At 34.7% G+C, this 17,240-nt stretch carries 21 protein-coding genes; 18 read left to right on the top strand and 3 right to left on the bottom strand.

Annotation, left to right across the window (positions count from 1 at the left end):
• The first annotated feature begins 24 nt into the window (after positions 1 to 24).
• Positions 25 to 1,431: a COG3400 family protein gene (locus tag JJQ98_RS02845; RefSeq protein WP_054198097.1), complete on the top strand. Its 1,407-nt coding sequence runs from the start codon at positions 25 to 27 to the stop codon at positions 1,429 to 1,431.
• Here the strand turns inward: JJQ98_RS02845 and pseF are convergent.
• Genes pseF through pseB form a run of 3 tightly spaced genes read right to left on the bottom strand, consistent with a single transcriptional unit; the run spans position 1,412 to position 4,235 of the window.
• Positions 1,412 to 2,092 (bottom strand): pseudaminic acid cytidylyltransferase, encoded by a 681-nt coding sequence (gene pseF / locus JJQ98_RS02840; RefSeq protein ID WP_151104879.1) that lies wholly within the window; start codon positions 2,090 to 2,092, stop codon positions 1,412 to 1,414. The two genes, JJQ98_RS02845 and pseF, sit on opposite strands and share 20 nt — an antisense overlap.
• Positions 2,083 to 3,243, bottom strand: a complete 1,161-nt coding sequence (gene pseC / locus JJQ98_RS02835) for a UDP-4-amino-4,6-dideoxy-N-acetyl-beta-L-altrosamine transaminase (RefSeq protein ID WP_065828692.1) — start codon at positions 3,241 to 3,243, stop codon at positions 2,083 to 2,085. The genes pseF and pseC overlap by 10 nt, the downstream gene beginning before the upstream one ends.
• The gene (gene pseB, locus JJQ98_RS02830; protein ID WP_065827609.1) at positions 3,240 to 4,235 is read right to left on the bottom strand and encodes a UDP-N-acetylglucosamine 4,6-dehydratase (inverting); all 996 of its coding nucleotides are present in this window, start codon (positions 4,233 to 4,235) and stop codon (positions 3,240 to 3,242) included. Before pseB ends, pseC begins: the two co-directional genes overlap by 4 nt.
• Before the next feature lie 189 nt (positions 4,236 to 4,424).
• On the opposite strand from pseB, the gene JJQ98_RS02825 reads away from it, so the two are divergent.
• The 17 genes from JJQ98_RS02825 to JJQ98_RS02745 all read left to right on the top strand — a co-directional run bounded on the left by JJQ98_RS02825 (position 4,425) and on the right by JJQ98_RS02745 (position 17,231).
• On the top strand, positions 4,425 to 4,667 hold the full coding sequence (locus JJQ98_RS02825) for an HP0268 family nuclease (protein ID WP_005021944.1): 243 nt from the start codon (positions 4,425 to 4,427) through the stop codon (positions 4,665 to 4,667).
• A 21-nt stretch (positions 4,668 to 4,688) separates the two neighbouring features.
• On the top strand, positions 4,689 to 6,005 hold the full coding sequence (gene miaB / locus JJQ98_RS02820) for a tRNA (N6-isopentenyl adenosine(37)-C2)-methylthiotransferase MiaB (protein WP_115057145.1): 1,317 nt from the start codon (positions 4,689 to 4,691) through the stop codon (positions 6,003 to 6,005).
• Positions 5,989 to 6,645, top strand: coding sequence for a lysophospholipid acyltransferase family protein (locus JJQ98_RS02815; RefSeq protein WP_247596666.1), 657 nt, complete (start codon positions 5,989 to 5,991; stop codon positions 6,643 to 6,645). Before miaB ends, JJQ98_RS02815 begins: the two co-directional genes overlap by 17 nt.
• On the top strand, positions 6,646 to 7,110 hold the full coding sequence (locus tag JJQ98_RS02810; RefSeq protein ID WP_054198091.1) for a hypothetical protein: 465 nt from the start codon (positions 6,646 to 6,648) through the stop codon (positions 7,108 to 7,110).
• 101 nt (positions 7,111 to 7,211) lie between these two features.
• Entirely contained in the window at positions 7,212 to 8,285 is a 1,074-nt protein-coding gene (locus JJQ98_RS02805; RefSeq protein ID WP_151104878.1) for a lytic transglycosylase domain-containing protein, read from the top strand.
• Between the two features lie 4 nt (positions 8,286 to 8,289).
• Entirely contained in the window at positions 8,290 to 9,102 is an 813-nt protein-coding gene (locus tag JJQ98_RS02800) for a septal ring lytic transglycosylase RlpA family protein (protein WP_151104877.1), read from the top strand.
• A gap of 3 nt (positions 9,103 to 9,105) precedes the next feature.
• Complete coding sequence (gene hisB / locus JJQ98_RS02795; protein WP_151104876.1) at positions 9,106 to 9,678, top strand: imidazoleglycerol-phosphate dehydratase HisB; 573 nt, start codon at positions 9,106 to 9,108, stop codon at positions 9,676 to 9,678.
• Positions 9,675 to 10,169 carry a KdsC family phosphatase gene (locus tag JJQ98_RS02790; RefSeq protein ID WP_054198088.1) on the top strand — a complete coding sequence of 165 codons (495 nt, stop codon included), beginning with the start codon at positions 9,675 to 9,677 and terminating at the stop codon, positions 10,167 to 10,169. Before hisB ends, JJQ98_RS02790 begins: the two co-directional genes overlap by 4 nt.
• A complete protein-coding gene (locus JJQ98_RS02785; RefSeq protein ID WP_005021936.1) occupies positions 10,153 to 10,725 on the top strand; it encodes a hypothetical protein in 573 nt (190 codons plus the stop codon). The genes JJQ98_RS02790 and JJQ98_RS02785 overlap by 17 nt, the downstream gene beginning before the upstream one ends.
• Complete coding sequence (gene lptA, locus JJQ98_RS02780) at positions 10,722 to 11,189, top strand: lipopolysaccharide transport periplasmic protein LptA (protein ID WP_054198087.1); 468 nt, start codon at positions 10,722 to 10,724, stop codon at positions 11,187 to 11,189. Before JJQ98_RS02785 ends, lptA begins: the two co-directional genes overlap by 4 nt.
• Complete coding sequence (gene yihA, locus JJQ98_RS02775) at positions 11,186 to 11,806, top strand: ribosome biogenesis GTP-binding protein YihA/YsxC (protein ID WP_005021934.1); 621 nt, start codon at positions 11,186 to 11,188, stop codon at positions 11,804 to 11,806. Before lptA ends, yihA begins: the two co-directional genes overlap by 4 nt.
• Positions 11,803 to 12,324, top strand: a complete 522-nt coding sequence (locus JJQ98_RS02770; RefSeq protein ID WP_060661458.1) for an N-acetyltransferase — start codon at positions 11,803 to 11,805, stop codon at positions 12,322 to 12,324. The genes yihA and JJQ98_RS02770 overlap by 4 nt, the downstream gene beginning before the upstream one ends.
• Positions 12,273 to 12,755: a hypothetical protein gene (locus JJQ98_RS02765; RefSeq protein WP_054195345.1), complete on the top strand. Its 483-nt coding sequence runs from the start codon at positions 12,273 to 12,275 to the stop codon at positions 12,753 to 12,755. Before JJQ98_RS02770 ends, JJQ98_RS02765 begins: the two co-directional genes overlap by 52 nt.
• Complete coding sequence (gene mrdA / locus JJQ98_RS02760; protein ID WP_210670774.1) at positions 12,743 to 14,584, top strand: penicillin-binding protein 2; 1,842 nt, start codon at positions 12,743 to 12,745, stop codon at positions 14,582 to 14,584. The genes JJQ98_RS02765 and mrdA overlap by 13 nt, the downstream gene beginning before the upstream one ends.
• Entirely contained in the window at positions 14,581 to 15,798 is a 1,218-nt protein-coding gene (gene coaBC / locus JJQ98_RS02755) for a bifunctional phosphopantothenoylcysteine decarboxylase/phosphopantothenate--cysteine ligase CoaBC (protein ID WP_065838075.1), read from the top strand. Before mrdA ends, coaBC begins: the two co-directional genes overlap by 4 nt.
• A complete protein-coding gene (locus JJQ98_RS02750) occupies positions 15,795 to 16,556 on the top strand; it encodes a hypothetical protein (protein WP_104719520.1) in 762 nt (253 codons plus the stop codon). The genes coaBC and JJQ98_RS02750 overlap by 4 nt, the downstream gene beginning before the upstream one ends.
• Positions 16,557 to 17,231, top strand: a complete 675-nt coding sequence (locus JJQ98_RS02745) for a di-trans,poly-cis-decaprenylcistransferase (protein ID WP_060662985.1) — start codon at positions 16,557 to 16,559, stop codon at positions 17,229 to 17,231.
• Positions 17,232 to 17,240: the final 9 nt, after the last annotated feature.

Raw genomic sequence — 17,240 nt, 5'->3', positions numbered from 1 at the left:
AAATTTTTTATTTAGGGCTTATAGATGCGAAAAGTGCTTTTAATTTTAGATGGAATTGTAGCAAAAGAATTTGCAAGCACCATTACAAATAAATATTTTAATAAAAATTATTATATTTTTGTATCCTTAGATAAGAATCTTTTGCCCACCAACCAAACAGAATACTATGAAACTTATCAATTTGACCCTTGTTCTTCACGCAAGCTAAAAGAGATTCTAAGCCCACAAATCACTGATTGTTATATTATTACAGACCAAAAAGAAGATAGAGAAATTATTTATAACATTATCCGCTCTTATAGCAAAAATATTCAAATCACTATGCTTGGGGAATTTTCGCCACTTACAGAAGACAAACAGCTCAATATGATATGCGAATACAATGTATTGAGTGCAAAACTTTTTGAAAAATTCCCCAATGTCCCACGCACCGCCAAATATATTGGATTAGGGCAAGGGGAGATTATGCAAATTAGCGTTCCTTTTGGAAGTCCTTATGCTTATCGGAGCGTAGGGGCTATTAAACAAAAAAAATGGAAAATCGCCGCTATTTATCGAAACAATGAAATGATTTTACCCAAATACTCCACTACTATTTTTCCAAATGATTCTTTGCTTTTGGTTGGGGACCCAACAACCCTTTGGGATATTTACCATCGCATAAAAGAAGAAATCGGGCAATTTCCAACACCTTTTGGAAGAGATGTTGTTTTTTATTTTGATCTTACGCAATCTGCTTCTTTGGATTCTTACATTATGCAAACTCTATGGCTTTTTGACAATTTCAAAAACAAACGATTGCATCTATGCTTTTTTAACCCCTCATCTTTTGAAGATATTGAAAAAATCAAAAACCTTCCACAATTAGATAAAAAAAATATTTCATGGCATATTGAATTTTATGAAACCTCACTAAAAAACATCATCAATAAAGATAAAAATAGCAAAAATATCGGATTAATTTTGCTAGATAATTTTCTTTTTGACCATCACAAAGGCTTTCTTTTTGACTTAGGAATCCCTTTGCTTAAATTTGGTAATTCCTCATTACAAAACCTTACTCATAGTGTAGTTATCCTGCCCAAAAACCTAGAAGAAGCCGAAAAAATCTCTTCGGTTGTTTTTGATTTTTCAACACAACTTGGATTAAAAATTAGACTTTATGATTTTGACCCTGATTCACACTATCACGAACAAGCCATTGATTATTACCGCCATATTGAAAAAGTATTTGAAAAAAAGGTAGAATTAATCCAATCTGATACAATCAATCCTATTATTTGGCTAAATCGACAAGAACACACTCTACAAATCCTACCGCTCAAAAAAGAAGTTTTGCAAAAATCCCTTTGGTTTTCTCTCACAGAAGTGGAAAACCTAAGCATGCGTCTCTCTAATATACCTCAACTTTTCATTCCTCTTTCTGTTTAAGTAGCTGATACTTCAGCTCTGCCTCATGCCAATCTTGCAAAGTATCTATATCTTGCACTTCTTGTGAGGGTAGCAAAAAACTCTTAGAATCTTCAAAAATATTTTCCCTTTCTTCCCAAATCTTAGCCCTAGCAAAATAAAATTGTCCAGCATCATGATAAACTTTCTCTAAATCTTGAGAACGCTTCATAAAATGCTCTGCAAAAAGCATTTTATTTCTTCCCCCCTCAATCCTAAATGCCCTAAAGGGCGAATAGCTATACTCTAGCGCTGATAAAAGATAGCAAGAATCATCTCTTCGCAAAAACGCTTCTTGCAATCGTGCAGCCTTCAAAAGCGGTGCTGTCGCATAAAGACAACAAACCCATTCCTCTTTGAGATTCAACTCTTTAATACAATGTATTATCACTTCCCTTGTCCCTACAAAATCTCCACTAAGAGATTTTGGACGCTTGAGGGGCAATACGCCTAACTCCTTAGCTATTTGCAAAATTTCCTCATCATCACTAGAAACATAAATTTTGGAAAAAATTTTGCTTTTTTTTGCATTTTCTATACTATAAGCAATAATGGGTTTTCCCAAAAAATCCTTTAGATTCTTTCTTGGGATTCTTTTGCTACCTCCACGCGCAGGAATAATACAAATACAATCTACTTGCATGCAAGATTACTTCTTAATACTTCAATGACTTTGTTTTGTTCTTCTTGTGATAATGTCGGATATAAAGGAAGTGTTAGGGTGTTTTTATAATATTTTTCTGCATTTTTGAAATCTCCCTTTTTAAAACCAAACCTCGCATAAAAAGGTTGCAAATGAATGGGAATATAATGCACTTGAGGGGCAATCCCCGCTTCAATAAGCTTTTGATAAAGCTCTCTTTGCTTGATGCCAGACTTTTTATTGAGCAAAATCACATACAAATGAAATGCACTATAATTATAAGTTTCTACAAAAGGTAGAGTAATCTCCAAATCTTTTAGATTTTTAGAATAAATCTTGGCTAACTCATTACGCCTTTGAATATAAGAATCCAACCTCTTAAGCTGAGAGATTCCCAAAGCTGCATGCAATTCACTCAAACGATAATTATAACCCAAAATCTGCTGTTCATAATACCATGGGCTTGGCTTTTTTTTGTTTTCAAAATCTATGACTTCTTTTGTGATTCCATGGCTTTTTAGCATTTGCATTTTCTTTGCATATTTGGGATTGTTTGTCGTTGCTACTCCCCCTTCTGCTGTTGTGATAATTTTCACAGGATGAAAACTAAAAATCGTAATATCGCTAAACTTGCAATTCCCTATGGGGTAAGTGCGGTATTTCCCTCCCAAAGCATGTGAAGCATCTTCAATCACCTTAAACCCATATTTTTTAGAAAGCTCCCAAATCTTCTCCATATCACAACTTTGTCCCCCAAAATGCACTGCAACTAATACTTTTGGCAATTTATGCTTTTTGGTTCTTTTGAGCTTTTCCTCTAATAACTCCACACTTAAATTATAGGTTTTTTTATCAATATCTACAAAATCCACCTTTGCACCACAATAAAGCCCACAATTACTTGAAGCTACAAAACTAATAGGCGTCGTCCAAAGCCACTCCCCCTCCCTTAATCCAAGTGCCAATACCGCACAATGCAAAGCAGAAGTAGCACTATTAAAACTTACAGCATATTTAGCATCAACTTTTGTGGCTATTTTTTCTTCAAATTCTATGGCTTTTGGTCCTTGAGTAATCAATGGGGATTGTAATACTTCTACTACGCTATCAATATCTTCTTTTAAAATTTCTTGTTTGCCATAAGGTATCATTCAATTTCCTTTGTAAGCTCTAAAAATTCTTCTTTGCTTAGCCACTCTGTATTAGAACCAGAATTATATTCAAAACCTCTTTGAACTAACTTCCCGCTTTCTCCTAGGGCATTTACACTAAAATCTGTAATAAAACTAAACTGAATAGTTGGTGCAATTACGAAATAATCTGCAAACTCATAAGTAATATGGCTATCATCACTAGGACACATTGTTTCATGAATCTTCTCTCCGGGGCGGATTCCTATAATTTTATGTGGAAGATTTGGAGCAAGTGCATTTGCTACATCTATGATTTTCATCGAAGGGATTTTGGGGATAAAAGTCTCGCCCCCTTTCATTCTTTCAAAATTCTTCAAAACAAAATCCACCCCTTGCTGCAAAGTTATCATAAAGCGTGTCATTTCTATATCTGTAATAGGAATCTCCCTAGCTCCCTCTTTAATCAATTTCTTAAAAAATGGCACAACCGAACCTCTTGAACCAATCACATTTCCATAACGCACCACCGAAAAACGCGTTTTTCTACTCCCTGCCATATTATTTGCCGCTACAAATAATTTATCGCTTGCCAATTTTGTTGCCCCATAGAGGTTGATAGGATTTGCTGCTTTATCTGTGGAGAGTGCAATAACCTTTTCTACTCCATTTGCCAAAGCCGCCGCAATCACATTTTGTGCTCCATAAATATTAGTCTTAATACATTCAGTTGGATTATATTCTGCTGCTGGCACCTGTTTTAGTGCTGCTGCATGGATAATATAATCAATCCCATTAGTTGCCTCTTTGAGTCTTGATTCATCTCTAACATCTCCCAAAAAATACCGCATACATGGCTGATTATAAACTTGCGCCATTTCATATTGTTTGAGTTCATCACGCGAAAAAATAACAATCTTTTGTGGTTTATATCGCTCCAACAAAGTTTTGGTGTATTGTTTGCCAAAACTGCCTGTCCCACCTGTAATTAGAATATTTTTACCATTAAACATAATTTTCTCCACTAAAAATTACTTAAAATTGTGCCATAAATATCTTTAATTAAGTAAAGAAATTTAAATTTTATCAAGCTTTATTTTGCATTGAGTTTAAATCATAAATATAATTTTATAAATGATTATTTAAGTAAAAAACATATATAATTACCTATTTTTCTAAAAAGTTTCTTAAGGGCAAAAGTTATGGATATTAAATTAGTTCGCGAACACATTAATGACAAACCTCAAAAAATTGCAATCAAAAAATTAGAGGAAATGCTAGAAAGCAAAAAGGGAGATATTTTCTATTGTGACAAAGAAAATTCCCACAAAGATATGATGGCATTGATAGAATATTTCGAAAAAAAGGGCAAACATGTTTATTTTAGAGAAGTTCGCTATGGCTTAGATGAGGGCGACTATATGTATGAATTTCATATTTTATAAATTCGCCACAAAGATTCCATTTTGAGCAAAAAACTCTTTATTGAAACTCTAGGTTGTGCGATGAATGAACGCGATAGCGAGCATATCATTGCCGAATTAGAGGATAAGGAAAATTACACCTTAACACAAAATCCTAAAGAAGCCGATTTGATACTCATTAATACCTGCAGTGTGCGAGAAAAGCCAGAAAAAAAGCTTTTTTCTGAGATAGGGCAATATGCAAAAATCAAAAAAGAAAATGCAAAAATTGGGATTTGTGGTTGCACAGCCAGCCATTTAGGGGAAAATATCCTAAAACGCTCCAAAGCGGTTGATTTTGTGCTTGGTGCAAGAAATGTCTCCAAAATCTCACAGATTCTCCATCAAGGACGAGTTGCGTGGGTAGATATTGATTATGATGATAGCACTTATGTTTTTAGCAACAAACAAAATTCTAGCCTAAAAGGCATGATTAATATCTCCATTGGTTGCGATAAACAATGCACCTATTGCATTGTCCCACATACTAGAGGCAATGAAATCTCAATCCCCGCACATTTAATCTTAGATGAAGCAAAAAAGCTTGCAGATAAAGGCACGAAAGAAATTCTACTCTTAGGGCAAAATGTCAATAACTATGGCAGAAGATTCTCCAGCCCTCATCGCAAAATCAATTTTACCCAGCTTTTACGCGAGATTTCAGAGATTGATGGGATACAAAGAATCCGCTTTACTTCCCCACACCCTTTGCATATGGATGATGAATTTATTGAAGAGGTTGCCAAAAATCCCAAAATTTGCAAGGCTATCCATATGCCTTTGCAAAGCGGCTCTACCAAAATCCTACAAAAAATGAAACGAGGTTATTCCAAAGAATGGTTTTTAAATCGCGTTGAAAAAATGCGCTCTTTGATTCCGCATTTAAGTATTAGCACAGATATTATCGTGGGATTCCCAACAGAAAGCGAAGAAGATTTTTTGGAAACTTTAGATGTTTTAGAAAAAGTCCGCTTTGATACAATGTATAGCTTCATCTATTCTACTCGCCCACACACACAAGCTGCCACTTGGCTAGAAAATAACGAAATTTCTCTTGTTGATGAAGAAATTGCAAAAAATCGTTTAGCCATTTTAAAAGACAGGCACAAAGAGATTCTTACACAAGATAATGCCAAACAAATAGGCAAAATCCATTCCGTGCTTTTTGAAAGCTATGATGCACAAAATATGCTATTAGAGGGCAGAAGTGATACAAATAAACTAATAAGAGTAAAAGCAGGTAGAAATCTTATTGGGGAAATCCACTCCATTAGAATTTCAGAAACAAAGGGAGCGCAACTCATTGGCGAACTTCTTTAAAAATCGTATGAAAATTTTAACCCGCAAGATTCTCCTTGCTCTTGCCCCACCTTTGATATTTCTTCTTATTAAAACACTTTATTTTTCTTGCAAAATCAAATATGAAATCCCAAAAAAAACTTCCGACTTAATCACTTCTAATCAAAATTTCATTATTGCTTTTTGGCACGGAAAGCTTTTAATGCAGCCTTGCCTCTTTTCAAAACTGCTCAAAAAAAAACAAAGAAAAACCTATGTGCTAATTAGCCAACATTTTGATGGAGATATTATTAACCAAACTATGCGATACTTTAAAATCGATTCATTGCGTGGTTCTAGCTCCAAAGGAAATGTCAAAGTCTTGCTCTCTAGCATTAGAAAATTACAAGAAAATAATTTTGTAGCCATTACTCCAGATGGACCAAGAGGACCTTATCATAGTATTGCTGATGGAATTATTGTGCTTTCCCAAAAATCAAAAAAACCAATTGTAATCTCTCAAATTATCTATCATAATGCTTGGCAGCTCAAAAGTTGGGATAAATTTGAAATTCCAAAGCCATTTAGCAAAATCACATATGTCCTAAAAGAACCTCTTTGGGTAAAAGATTTGGATTTAGAAAATGCAAAAAAATACATCCACAATCAAATGGAATCTTGAATGAAAAAATGGCTATTTTTCGTTGTTTGCAGTCTTATTCTCATTTGGGCATATTTTCAATTCTCCCCCTCTTATAGCTTAAGTAGAAAAGCCAAAGAAGAATTTGCCAAAGGCAATTATCAAGAATCTTATCACCTAGCCAATCTAGCTTTAGAAAAAAACCTTTACAACAAAGCTGCTTTTAGTGTTGCTAATCAATCCAAACAAAGATTAAACATTCAAAATTTTCTCAACAAAACCAAAGAAAACTACAATATTCTTATCCAAATTCTCCAAAAACCCAAACTCTCCCCGCAAGAGTTTTTGCAGATTCAATGGATTTATGAAGCTTTTATTAGAGAATACCAAACCCTTTTTTTCTTTAATCACCCCACCAAACAAGAAAAAGAAGAAATTGAATCTTATGCACAATGGTTTAAACAACTCAAGCTAAAAATAGATTCAGCAAAAGCAATCAAACACTAAGAAAGCCTAAATTTTAAGCAGAATCACGATAAAATTTTGCTAAAATCTAAAACTATACTTTTAGCTAAAGAAAAATTACTTTATTTCCAAGGTTTAATTGAATGAAAATATTTTTTGCATTATTGCTTTTTTGCTCTTTTGCTTTTGCACAATTTGATTCTATTTCCTATGATACAAAGAGCGAGGAAGTTTTAAAAACTTTTGATGTAGAGCCAGATTTCTTAAACAACTCGCATTTTATTGATGTTAAAAATACCTTTTTAAACGATATACAACAAAATTATTTAATGCAAAAATTCAAAAACGGCTATGAATTTATCCCCACCCTAAAAGAAATGTTTCTCAAAGCCGGCATTCCTCAAGAGTTTTTATATCTTGCTATGATTGAATCAGGATTCTCACTTTCTGCAAAATCCAATAAACGCGCAATAGGAATGTGGCAATTTATGCCAAAAACCGCTAAAGCTTTGGGGCTAGACATTAATTCACAAATCGATGAACGCAAAGACCCTATTAAATCCACAAAAGCCGCTATAATCTATCTTAAAGACTTAAAAGAAAGATTTGGCAAATGGTATTTAGCAGCCATTGCTTATAATTGCGGGGAAGGCAAATTAAAAAAGGCAATCAAAGAAGCAGGGAGCGATTCTTTGAGTGTGCTTTTGGACGCAGATAAAAAATACATTCCTTTTGAAAGCCGAATGTATATCCGCAAGATTCTTTCTGTTTCTTTATTGTTTCATAATATCAATATGCTAAAAACCAATGATTATGATTACTTTTTAAATAGAGGTGCAACTTCACTTTTGGCAACTATTGAAGTAACCCCTGCAACTCCTCTTGCAAAGATTGCCAATCAAGCCAATTTAAGTCTAAAAAAACTCAAAGAATACAATCCTCAATTTAAACGCAATATCACTCCCACTTATGCAAAAATCTATTCAGTTTATTTGCCCTATCAATTTTTAGCAACTTACAAAGAAAAAAACCTCAATCAAACCAATCTTCACACCAAATCCTACCTACTACACCGCGTTAGCAAAGGCGATACCCTCTATTCTATTTCCAAGAGATATGGCATTTCATCTAAGAAGATTACACAATACAATGCTATTAAAAACGCTCATGCTCTCTCTATTAACCAAGAAATAGTTATCCCCTTAGAAAAAGGCTAAAACAATGAAAAAATATTTTATTTTTACAGCAAGTTTTTTACTTTTAATCCTTAGCGGTTGTAGCAACAAAGCAAGCAATTCTTACTACTATAGCAGCAAAACACCTAATTATGGCTCTATGAATAATAGCCAACAAGCACATAAAGCCACTATGCGCCCCTATCAAATCAATGGCAAATGGTATTATCCAACCATGGTAGCATTAGGCGAAACATCAGATGGGATTGCAAGTTGGTATGGACCAAATTTCCATGGCAAAAAAACTTCTAATGGCGAAACTTATAGTATGTATGCCCACACTGCTGCACACAAAACTCTACCCATGAATACAATCGTGCGTGTAACAAGCAAAGAAAATGGAAAATCAACCATTGTAAGAATCAACGACAGAGGACCTTTTGTAAGCGGTAGAATCATAGATTTATCTAATAGTGCTGCAAGGGATATTGATATGATTGCCAAAGGCACAGCAAATGTCCGCATAGAAGTAATTGGATTTAATGGTTCAATTTCAAGCTCTATGCCTCTCACCAAAGAAGCTTTGGCAAAAAGTGAATACAAAGTAGCCAACACGCAAACTAGTATGCAACTTTCAAGATTCTTAGTCCAAATTGGTGCTTTTAGGAAGAAAGAAGGGGCGCAAAAATACCAACAAATGCATTCCACTTCCCATGGTTATCAAGCCATTATTAAAGAATATATGCTAAATGGATACCCTATTTATCGCGTTATGCTTAGCGGATTTAAAAGTGAAGCAGAAGCAAGAGATTTCATCACAACACAAAAAGTTACAGGCGCATTTATCGCCACGGAGTAAAATATGGAAACAATCACTAGAAATACAAAAGAAACACAAATTCAAGCAAGCCTAGAAGTCTATGGCAAAGGCACAGCAAAAATCCAAACAGGAATTGGATTTTTTAACCATATGTTAGAATCTCTTTGCAAACACGCTTATTGGGATTTAACGCTAGAATGCAAAGGGGATTTGGAAGTGGATTATCACCATAGTGTAGAAGATTGTGGTATCGTCATTGGCGAACTTCTCAAAAAAAATCTTTTCCCTATCCAAAAAATTGAAAGATTTGGCAATAGTGCAGTGGTAATGGACGAATCTTGCGTAGAGTGTGATTTGGATATTAGCAATCGTCCTTTTTTGGTTTTTGAAGTGGATTTAAAAGGCAAAGTGGGAGAATTTGATTGCGAGCTTGTAGAAGAGTTTTTTAGAGCACTTGTTTTTAATGCGGGATTATCCACTCACCTTATCCAAAAAAGAGGCAAGAATCAACATCATCTTATTGAAGCAACCTTCAAAGCCTTTGGTGTAGCTTTACGCAGGGCTTGCGTCAAAAATGATACAATAGAGATTCCAAGCACAAAAGGCATTTTATGATACAACTTATCATACTTGATGTTGATGGCACCCTCACTAATGGACAAATCATTTATGGAAATGATGGCAATGAAATCAAAAGCTTCAATGTCAAAGACGGATTAGGAATAGCAGCATGGATCAAACTAGGCAAAAAAGTCGCCATTATCACAGGCAGACAAAGCAAGATTGTAGAAAATAGAGCTAGAGAACTCAATATTACTTATATCAAACAAGGCATTAGCAACAAAGCAGAAGCACTCAAAGAAATTTTAGAAGAATCCCAAATCCCTCTTAATGAAGTGGCTGTTATCGGCGATGATTTAAATGATCTATCAATGTTTAAAATGGTGCATTATTCTTTTGCACCCAAAGATTCAGCAAAAGAAATCAAAAAACATGCCAAAAAAGTTCTCAAAAACAAAGGTGGCGAAGGCGTTGTAAGAGAGATGATTGATTATCTTATCAAAAAAGAAAAATTACAGGCAAAACTCTATGAGATTTTCCTCTAACTCCAAAAAATCCTTTGCCTCTAACCTCAAAAAGGGAAATATCGTTGTTTATTTTTTTCTTTTTTTAATGATCTTTAGCATTTTAATGGTTCTTTCTCTAAGCCATTATCAAGAATCCAAAAGGCAGATGAATGCCAATGTTTCTCGTTTTGAAATGTTAGATTTTGAATATTACAAAATCTCCCCTCTTGGTGTTGAAACCTTTGTAATTGGCAAAAATGCAAGAGAAATAGGAAAGGATGCGGGACAATTAGAGCACATTAATGTTACTCATTATTTATTTGATGAATCCACCAAAGAATTTTTGCAATCTAGCCTTGCATTTTATGATGGAACAAAAGTCATTTTTCCAAATGGCATCAATTATTCACGCGATTCTATTAAATTTTGGAGTGAGCAAGCCAACTATTACCCTGATAGCAAAGAGATTCTAGGTCAAGGAGATTTTATGATTTTTAGTGATAATTACAACATAAAAGGCAAAAATATTCTCTATAAAAATGGTAAAATTTACGCAAAAAATATTGATGGAAATCTAAAAACGGATAAAAAATGAAATATTTATTTTTAATATTGTTTTTTGTTTTGCACCCATTATTTGCTGATGAAATTGTAGTCAATGCTCAAGAGCTTATTGCCGATGAAAAAAGCAAAATCACACAATTAAAAGGCAATGTCCAAGTAATACGCGGGGATGATAAATTAGAGTGCGATGAAGCCTACATTTACCTTGATAAAAACAATCGTCCAGAAAAAATGCACGCCATAGGAAAGGTCCATTTTTGGCTCACATTAAAAGACAATAGAAAGATTCAAGGAAATTCTGATGAAGTGATTTATCTACCCAATACGCAAGAATATCAAATCATCGGCAATGCCTTTGTGGAAGAACCTGCAAAAAACAACAAAGTAAAGGGCGACAAAATCATTATACGCTATGAAGATGGCTATATTAATGTATTAGGGAATGATAATTCTCCAGCGCGCCTTATTTTTAAATTAGAAAAAGAAAAGCAATGATTGATTTTACACTCTCTAAAGCCTCTTTTTTTGTCTCGGCACAAAACCTCTCTCAATGCCCTCCTCCGCTATTAAGCGAAATTGCATTTCTTGGGCGCAGCAATGTGGGCAAAAGCACCTTTATCAATCTACTATGCAACCAAAAAAACCTTGCCAAAAGCTCACAAACACCGGGCAAAACTCAATTAATCAATTTTTTTATAACTCACTGGAAACAAAAATCTACTCAAGAAACTTCACAGATTTATTTAGTTGATTTGCCCGGATTTGGCTATGCAAAAGTTTCCAAAACACAAAAAAAATTATGGGATAAGAATCTCGTAGAATTCCTCCAAAAACGCGACAATATACGATTGTTTGTGCATTTAGTGGATAGTCGCCACCCTCATTTGCAAACCGATAAAAATCTCATAGATTTTATTCATCAATTTCTAAGAAAAGACCAAAGACTCCTAAGAATCTTTACCAAATTTGATAAACTCAATGCAAGTGAGCAAACCAAACTCAAAAAAGAATTCCCAAAAGCACTCTTTTCTAGCTCTCTTCAAAAATCTAATCACAGCTTAATAGGGGATTTTCTCATTAAAAACACACTTGGGATAGGAGATATGCAATGATTATTACCCAACCTACACTCAAAGATATTCCAAAAATGCGTGAGATTCTAAAACCAGAAGTAGAAAGGGGCGTTATTTTAGAGAGACCTTTAGATACAATGGCAAATATGATTCGCTCTTACCATTTGGCATGGGAAGAAGAAGATTTGCTTAATTCGCAAAACAAACTCACCTTAGAAAACAAAAGCATACAAGATTTAAAAAACCCTGTTTTACTTGGTTTTTGCGCTCTCCATATCCATTCTTTAGATTTAGCAGAGATACGCAGCCTCATTGTCTCACCCTTTGCACAAAGAAAAGGAGTAGCCACACAACTTATTTTGGATTGTATAAAAGAAGCAGGTTTTTTAGGCATTAGTGAAGTTTTGGTTTTGACCTACAAAAGAATATTATTTGAAAAACTAGGCTTTCATGAAATTAGCAAAGAAAATATTCCTAATCAAAAAATTTGGGCGGATTGTATCTTATGCAAACATTTTCCTCTATGCGACGAAATAGCACTGATAAAAAAAATTTAACAATTTTTTTTATTGTTATTGGCATTGTTGTTTATGTCTCTATTAGCGATATTTTCTATCTTTTACCTCCGCTTTTTGGGGTTGCTTATATATTAACACAAGAAAAATACGAATCTGGAGATTTTGGAGCATTTTATTTTTTAGTTCCCTTTTTTATCTTTTTTGAAGCAAGCAAAGGTTTGCCTTTTTTAAGCACTATCCTTTTTATGGCGTTTTCTTTCAAAGTTATCTTACCAAAATTCCGAAAATTCTTTGGTTATAGTCGGATTTTGACTCCTTTGTTTATTTTATATGGTTATTTTGGCTATTTTGCTTTTTTAAATTTTTTTGGAGCAATCTTTGATTATAATGTCCCTGAATTTTCATGGATACTAGGCTTTTATGCCTTGATTGAAATTATTCTTGTTTGGCTATTTTTATGGATAATATAATCAATAAGCGTCTTATTTTTATTTTTTGTATTTTTGTGCTTTTTTGGCTTATTTTACTAGTGCGTATTTTTAATCTTAGCATCATTGATAATAAACACTACCAAGAACAAGCCACAAAAAATGTTTTAAGAGATGAAGTGATTGCACCCATTAGGGGGCAGATTTTTGACCGCAATGGAGAACCATTAGCAACCAACAATATAGGATTCTCCCTCACTTTTCCTCCGCGACTTTCTTTGCCTGCTAATTTGCCAATTTTAGAACAAGAAATACAAAAACTCATAGAATTTTTTCCTCAATACACCAAAGAAGAACTGATTGCAAAATATAAACAAAAAGATACCTCTTATAACCACGATTTAATTTCTGTTATTGACTTTGTAGAACACAGCCTTATCCTCAAATACTATCCCCAACTATCCCAAAGTGAATTTTTAAGAATCACACCTCTAGCAAGACGCTACTATCCTCACAATCAAAGTGCCTCACACATTATAGGCTATATAGGCAAAGCTAATTCACAAGACATTGACAAACAACCCATCACAAAATACACCAAAAACATTGGCAAAGAAGGGCTAGAGAGACAATATGATATATTTTTGCAAGGACAACTTGGAAATCGTATCGTAAAAATGGACGCTCTCAATAGAGAAATAGATATCATATCCCACAAAGAAGCCATTGAAGGCTCCAACATAACCACCACATTAGATATCCAACTTCAAAAATCAATGGATAAAATCTTTGAAGGCAAAAATGGTGCAGCAATCATTATGGACGCCACTAATGGAGAAATTTTAGCCGCAGGAAGTTACCCAGAATACAATCTCAATCACTTTGTAGGCGGAATCTCTTATAAAAACTGGAATGCCTTGCGTGATAGCCCCTATAAGCCACTTATCAATAAAATCATCAATGGGTTATATCCGCCGGGTTCTGTTGTTAAAATGGGAATGGGACTAGCGTTTTTGGAATATGCCAAAATTGATGAAAATGAAGAGATTATAACACCCGCTTTTATCGAATCTGGTGGAAGAAAATTCCGCGATTGGAAAAAAGAAGGGCATGGCAAATCAAATCTCTACAAAGCCATTAAACGCAGTGTAGATGTATATTTTTATCTCTTATCACAAAAAGTTGATTTTGAAAATGTAGCTGATGTCCTTAAGCAAATGGGATTAGGCGAAAAAACCGGGGTGGATTTACCCAACGAATCCAGAGGCATCGTCCCTTCACCTAGTTACAAAATGCAACGCTTAAAACAAAAATGGTATGATGGGGATAGCATTATAAGCTCCATAGGACAGGGAATGTTTTTAACAACCCCTTTACAAATTGCAAATTACACCGCACTCATTGCTTCAGGCAAACTTCCTACACCGCATTTTGCAAAACAAATTGGAAATGACAAACTCAAATACTCCCCAAAAGATGTTCTAAATGACTTCCAAAAAACAAAAATGGAAGTTTTAAGAGAAGGTATGAGGCAGGTTTGTAGTCAAAGTGGTGGGACAGCCTATTATGCCACAATGGAAAGCAAGGCGTATTTGGCTTGCAAAACAGGAACTGCACAAGTAGTTGGAATCTCTCAAGAAGATAAAGAGCGAATCAAAGAAGAAGAAATGGATTATTTTCATCGCTCACAAGCGTGGATTACAGGATTCTTGCCCGCAGATAATCCAAAATATGTTATTACTCTTTTGGTTGAACATGGAGGAAGTGGCTCTGGCACCGGCGGTCCCATTTTGGCAAAACTTGCCAACGCTATGGTTGATTTAGGCTATGTTCCAAACAAAAATACAACACAAAAAAAGGAAACGCGATGAATCCAAATCTTCCGCCTTTATTAAAAGATAAAAAAATTGCCCTTGGAGTTTGTGGAAGTATTGCTATTTACAAATCCATAGAAATTTTGCGTAACCTTCAAAAGCTAGGTGCTAAAGTGCGTATTGTAATGAGTGATAAGTCTCAAGATTTTATCCGCCCGCTTTTATTTGAAACACTCTCTAATTATGAAGTTTTATGCTCCCAAACACAAAAATGGTCTCAATCTCCAAACAATCACATTGAAATTGCAAGTTGGGCAGATTTATTCCTTATTGCCCCATGCACTGCAAATTCTATCAACAAAATCGCCTATGGAATTGCGGATAATATTCTTTTGGAAAGTTTTTTGGCTTTTGACAAAACAAAACTCATTGCCCCAGCTGCCAACACCAAAATGCTAGAAAACCACGCCACTTTAGAATCTTTAGAAATCCTCAAACAAAGGGGAATTAGCATTATAAACCCCCAAAGCAAAGAATTAGCTTGCAAGCAAATAGGCAATGGTGCATTAGCAGAACCTTTGGAAATCACTTATCAAGTGATACGCGCATTTTATCAAAAAGATTTTTGGCAAGATAGGCAAATAGGCATTAGCAGTGGGGGAAGTAGAGAAAAAATCGATAGTGTGCGTTATCTCTCCAACTATTCTAGTGGCAAAATGGGGGCTTCTTTAGCCTTAGCAAGCTATTTTTTGGGGGCTAATGTTACTTACATAGGTAGCCTTTTGCCTTATACACTTCCCCTTGCAATCCAAACAATCCATACAGAAACTTCACAAGATTTTCTACAATCTATACAAAAATGGCAAAATTCTAGCACCTCCAACAAACGCCCTTTTTTGTTTATGAGTGCTGCTATTAGCGATTATATCCCCAAAAATCCCCTTAATTACAAACTCAAAAAAGAACAAATCGGCAAAGATTGGAATCTTGCTTTGAAAAAAAATATTGATATTTTACAAAGCCTCTCCCCCAAACAATACACCATAGGTTTCAAACTCGAAAGCCAAAATGGAATCCAAAATGCTACAAAAGCCTTACAAGAAAAACACTTGGATGCAATTTGCTTAAATGAAATCACACAAGACTTTACCCCCCTTAATTCACAAAAAAATCACATTGTTTGGATTGACAAAACAGGCAAAAAAGATTTGGGGGAATGCGATAAGTTTTCTTTGGCACTAAAAATCTTACAAGAGGCAGAAAACCTATGATTAAACAAATGGGACAAATCGCTCAAGTGCAAAACCAACTCCAAAATGCTGCAAGCAAACCCACGCAATTTAATGCTGCCTTGCCTATGCGTTTAGAAGTAATGGAAAAGCTCCAAGGTATCCGCTATATGATAAAGGTTGGCAACATTGCAATGGAAACCAAAAGTATCAAAGAATTAGAAATCGGAGGTAAATACTGGGCGATGATGGGCAAAAACTCTAGCGGTTCTATCACGCTTTCAAATCTCATCAAACAACCTCATCTACTCAAAGATCAAAATATGCCATTGAAATTAAGCTCTGAAGTTTTACAGGAATTTTTGCAAGATGGGACAAATCCCTTTGATACAATGAAAAACTTTCTTAGCGATAGATTAGCCAATGCAGAAAGCAAATGGGAATTTACCTTTCTAAGCCATATGCTAATGTCCTTAAGGCACAAAGTTTTAACACTTCCCCTACATTATGATGACGAAAAAAAAGATGGTTTAATGCAACTACGCAAAAAAAAATTCGAAAACCAAAATGCACTTGAATTTTATTCTGTATTTGCCAACCTAGGTGCTACTTGGGGAATCTTAAGAAATATTGAGGGCGAAATTAGACTTGATATTAGTGTAATGTATGAAAGTGTTGCAAGACTTCTCAAAAATAATCTACACGAACTTGCCTTTATCTCTCAAGCCCATATTAATGTAGATAGCAAAATCGCTCCACTTTATGATTTCAATGATTTTTTGCTAGATTTAGAGGGTTAAATGCTAAAACATCTTGCAATTATTATGGACGGCAATGGAAGATGGGCAAAGAATAGATTTAAACCGAGATTCTTTGGACATCAAGAAGGTGCAAAAACAATCCATTCTATCACAGAAACTTGTGCAAAAAAAGGCATTAGCTATCTAACTCTTTATGCCTTTTCCACAGAAAACTGGAATCGCCCCAAAAGCGAGATTGATTTTTTGATGAATCTTTTAGACAAATACCTCCAAGAACAAGAGCAAACCTATTTAGATTCAAATATTCGCTTCAAAGTCATCGGCGATATTTCTACATTTTCGCCAAAATTACAAGAAAAAATCCACTATCTACAATCCATTACCCAAGAAAAATGCAATGGACTTACTCAAATTCTTGCATTAAATTATGGCTCCAAAGATGAACTAAGACGCACTTTTTTAAAAATACAAGCCCAAAAACTAGAAATCACTCAAGAAACTATCTCCCAAAATCTCGATACCGCGACAATCCCAGAAGTAGATATGCTAATTCGCACAGGAGGGGAACAAAGACTTTCTAACTTCTTACTTTGGCAAAGCGCCTATGCAGAATTATTTTTCACCAAAACCTTATGGCCAGACTTTTGCCCCGCAGAATTAGAGCAAATGCTACAAGAGTTCTCACTGCGTCAAAGGCGTTTTGGGGGAATCTAAATCTTATTA

This window comes from Helicobacter pullorum NCTC 12824, assembly GCF_017979475.1.
GTDB classification, from domain to species: domain Bacteria; phylum Campylobacterota; class Campylobacteria; order Campylobacterales; family Helicobacteraceae; genus Helicobacter_D; species Helicobacter_D pullorum.
This window is presented reverse-complemented; position numbering and strand designations above follow the sequence as displayed.

Bases quoted from the DNA above. Each gene is read 5' to 3' on its own strand.
- JJQ98_RS02745 (WP_060662985.1), top strand. From the start codon at position 16,557: ATGCTAAAACATCTTGCAATTATTATGGACGGCAATGGAAGATGGGCA.
- JJQ98_RS02790 (WP_054198088.1), top strand. From the start codon at position 9,675: ATGATACAACTTATCATACTTGATGTTGATGGCACCCTCACTAATGGA.
- JJQ98_RS02805 (WP_151104878.1), top strand. From the start codon at position 7,212: ATGAAAATATTTTTTGCATTATTGCTTTTTTGCTCTTTTGCTTTTGCA.
- JJQ98_RS02750 (WP_104719520.1), top strand. From the start codon at position 15,795: ATGATTAAACAAATGGGACAAATCGCTCAAGTGCAAAACCAACTCCAA.
- JJQ98_RS02810 (WP_054198091.1), top strand. From the start codon at position 6,646: ATGAAAAAATGGCTATTTTTCGTTGTTTGCAGTCTTATTCTCATTTGG.
- JJQ98_RS02845 (WP_054198097.1), top strand. From the start codon at position 25: ATGCGAAAAGTGCTTTTAATTTTAGATGGAATTGTAGCAAAAGAATTT.
- JJQ98_RS02800 (WP_151104877.1), top strand. From the start codon at position 8,290: ATGAAAAAATATTTTATTTTTACAGCAAGTTTTTTACTTTTAATCCTT.
- JJQ98_RS02770 (WP_060661458.1), top strand. From the start codon at position 11,803: ATGATTATTACCCAACCTACACTCAAAGATATTCCAAAAATGCGTGAG.
- JJQ98_RS02785 (WP_005021936.1), top strand. From the start codon at position 10,153: ATGAGATTTTCCTCTAACTCCAAAAAATCCTTTGCCTCTAACCTCAAA.
- lptA (WP_054198087.1), top strand. From the start codon at position 10,722: ATGAAATATTTATTTTTAATATTGTTTTTTGTTTTGCACCCATTATTT.
- mrdA (WP_210670774.1), top strand. From the start codon at position 12,743: ATGGATAATATAATCAATAAGCGTCTTATTTTTATTTTTTGTATTTTT.
- pseC (WP_065828692.1), bottom strand. From the start codon at position 3,243: ATGATACCTTATGGCAAACAAGAAATTTTAAAAGAAGATATTGATAGC.
- pseB (WP_065827609.1), bottom strand. From the start codon at position 4,235: ATGTTTAATGGTAAAAATATTCTAATTACAGGTGGGACAGGCAGTTTT.
- coaBC (WP_065838075.1), top strand. From the start codon at position 14,581: ATGAATCCAAATCTTCCGCCTTTATTAAAAGATAAAAAAATTGCCCTT.
- yihA (WP_005021934.1), top strand. From the start codon at position 11,186: ATGATTGATTTTACACTCTCTAAAGCCTCTTTTTTTGTCTCGGCACAA.
- hisB (WP_151104876.1), top strand. From the start codon at position 9,106: ATGGAAACAATCACTAGAAATACAAAAGAAACACAAATTCAAGCAAGC.
- JJQ98_RS02765 (WP_054195345.1), top strand. From the start codon at position 12,273: ATGCAAACATTTTCCTCTATGCGACGAAATAGCACTGATAAAAAAAAT.
- JJQ98_RS02825 (WP_005021944.1), top strand. From the start codon at position 4,425: ATGGATATTAAATTAGTTCGCGAACACATTAATGACAAACCTCAAAAA.
- pseF (WP_151104879.1), bottom strand. From the start codon at position 2,092: ATGCAAGTAGATTGTATTTGTATTATTCCTGCGCGTGGAGGTAGCAAA.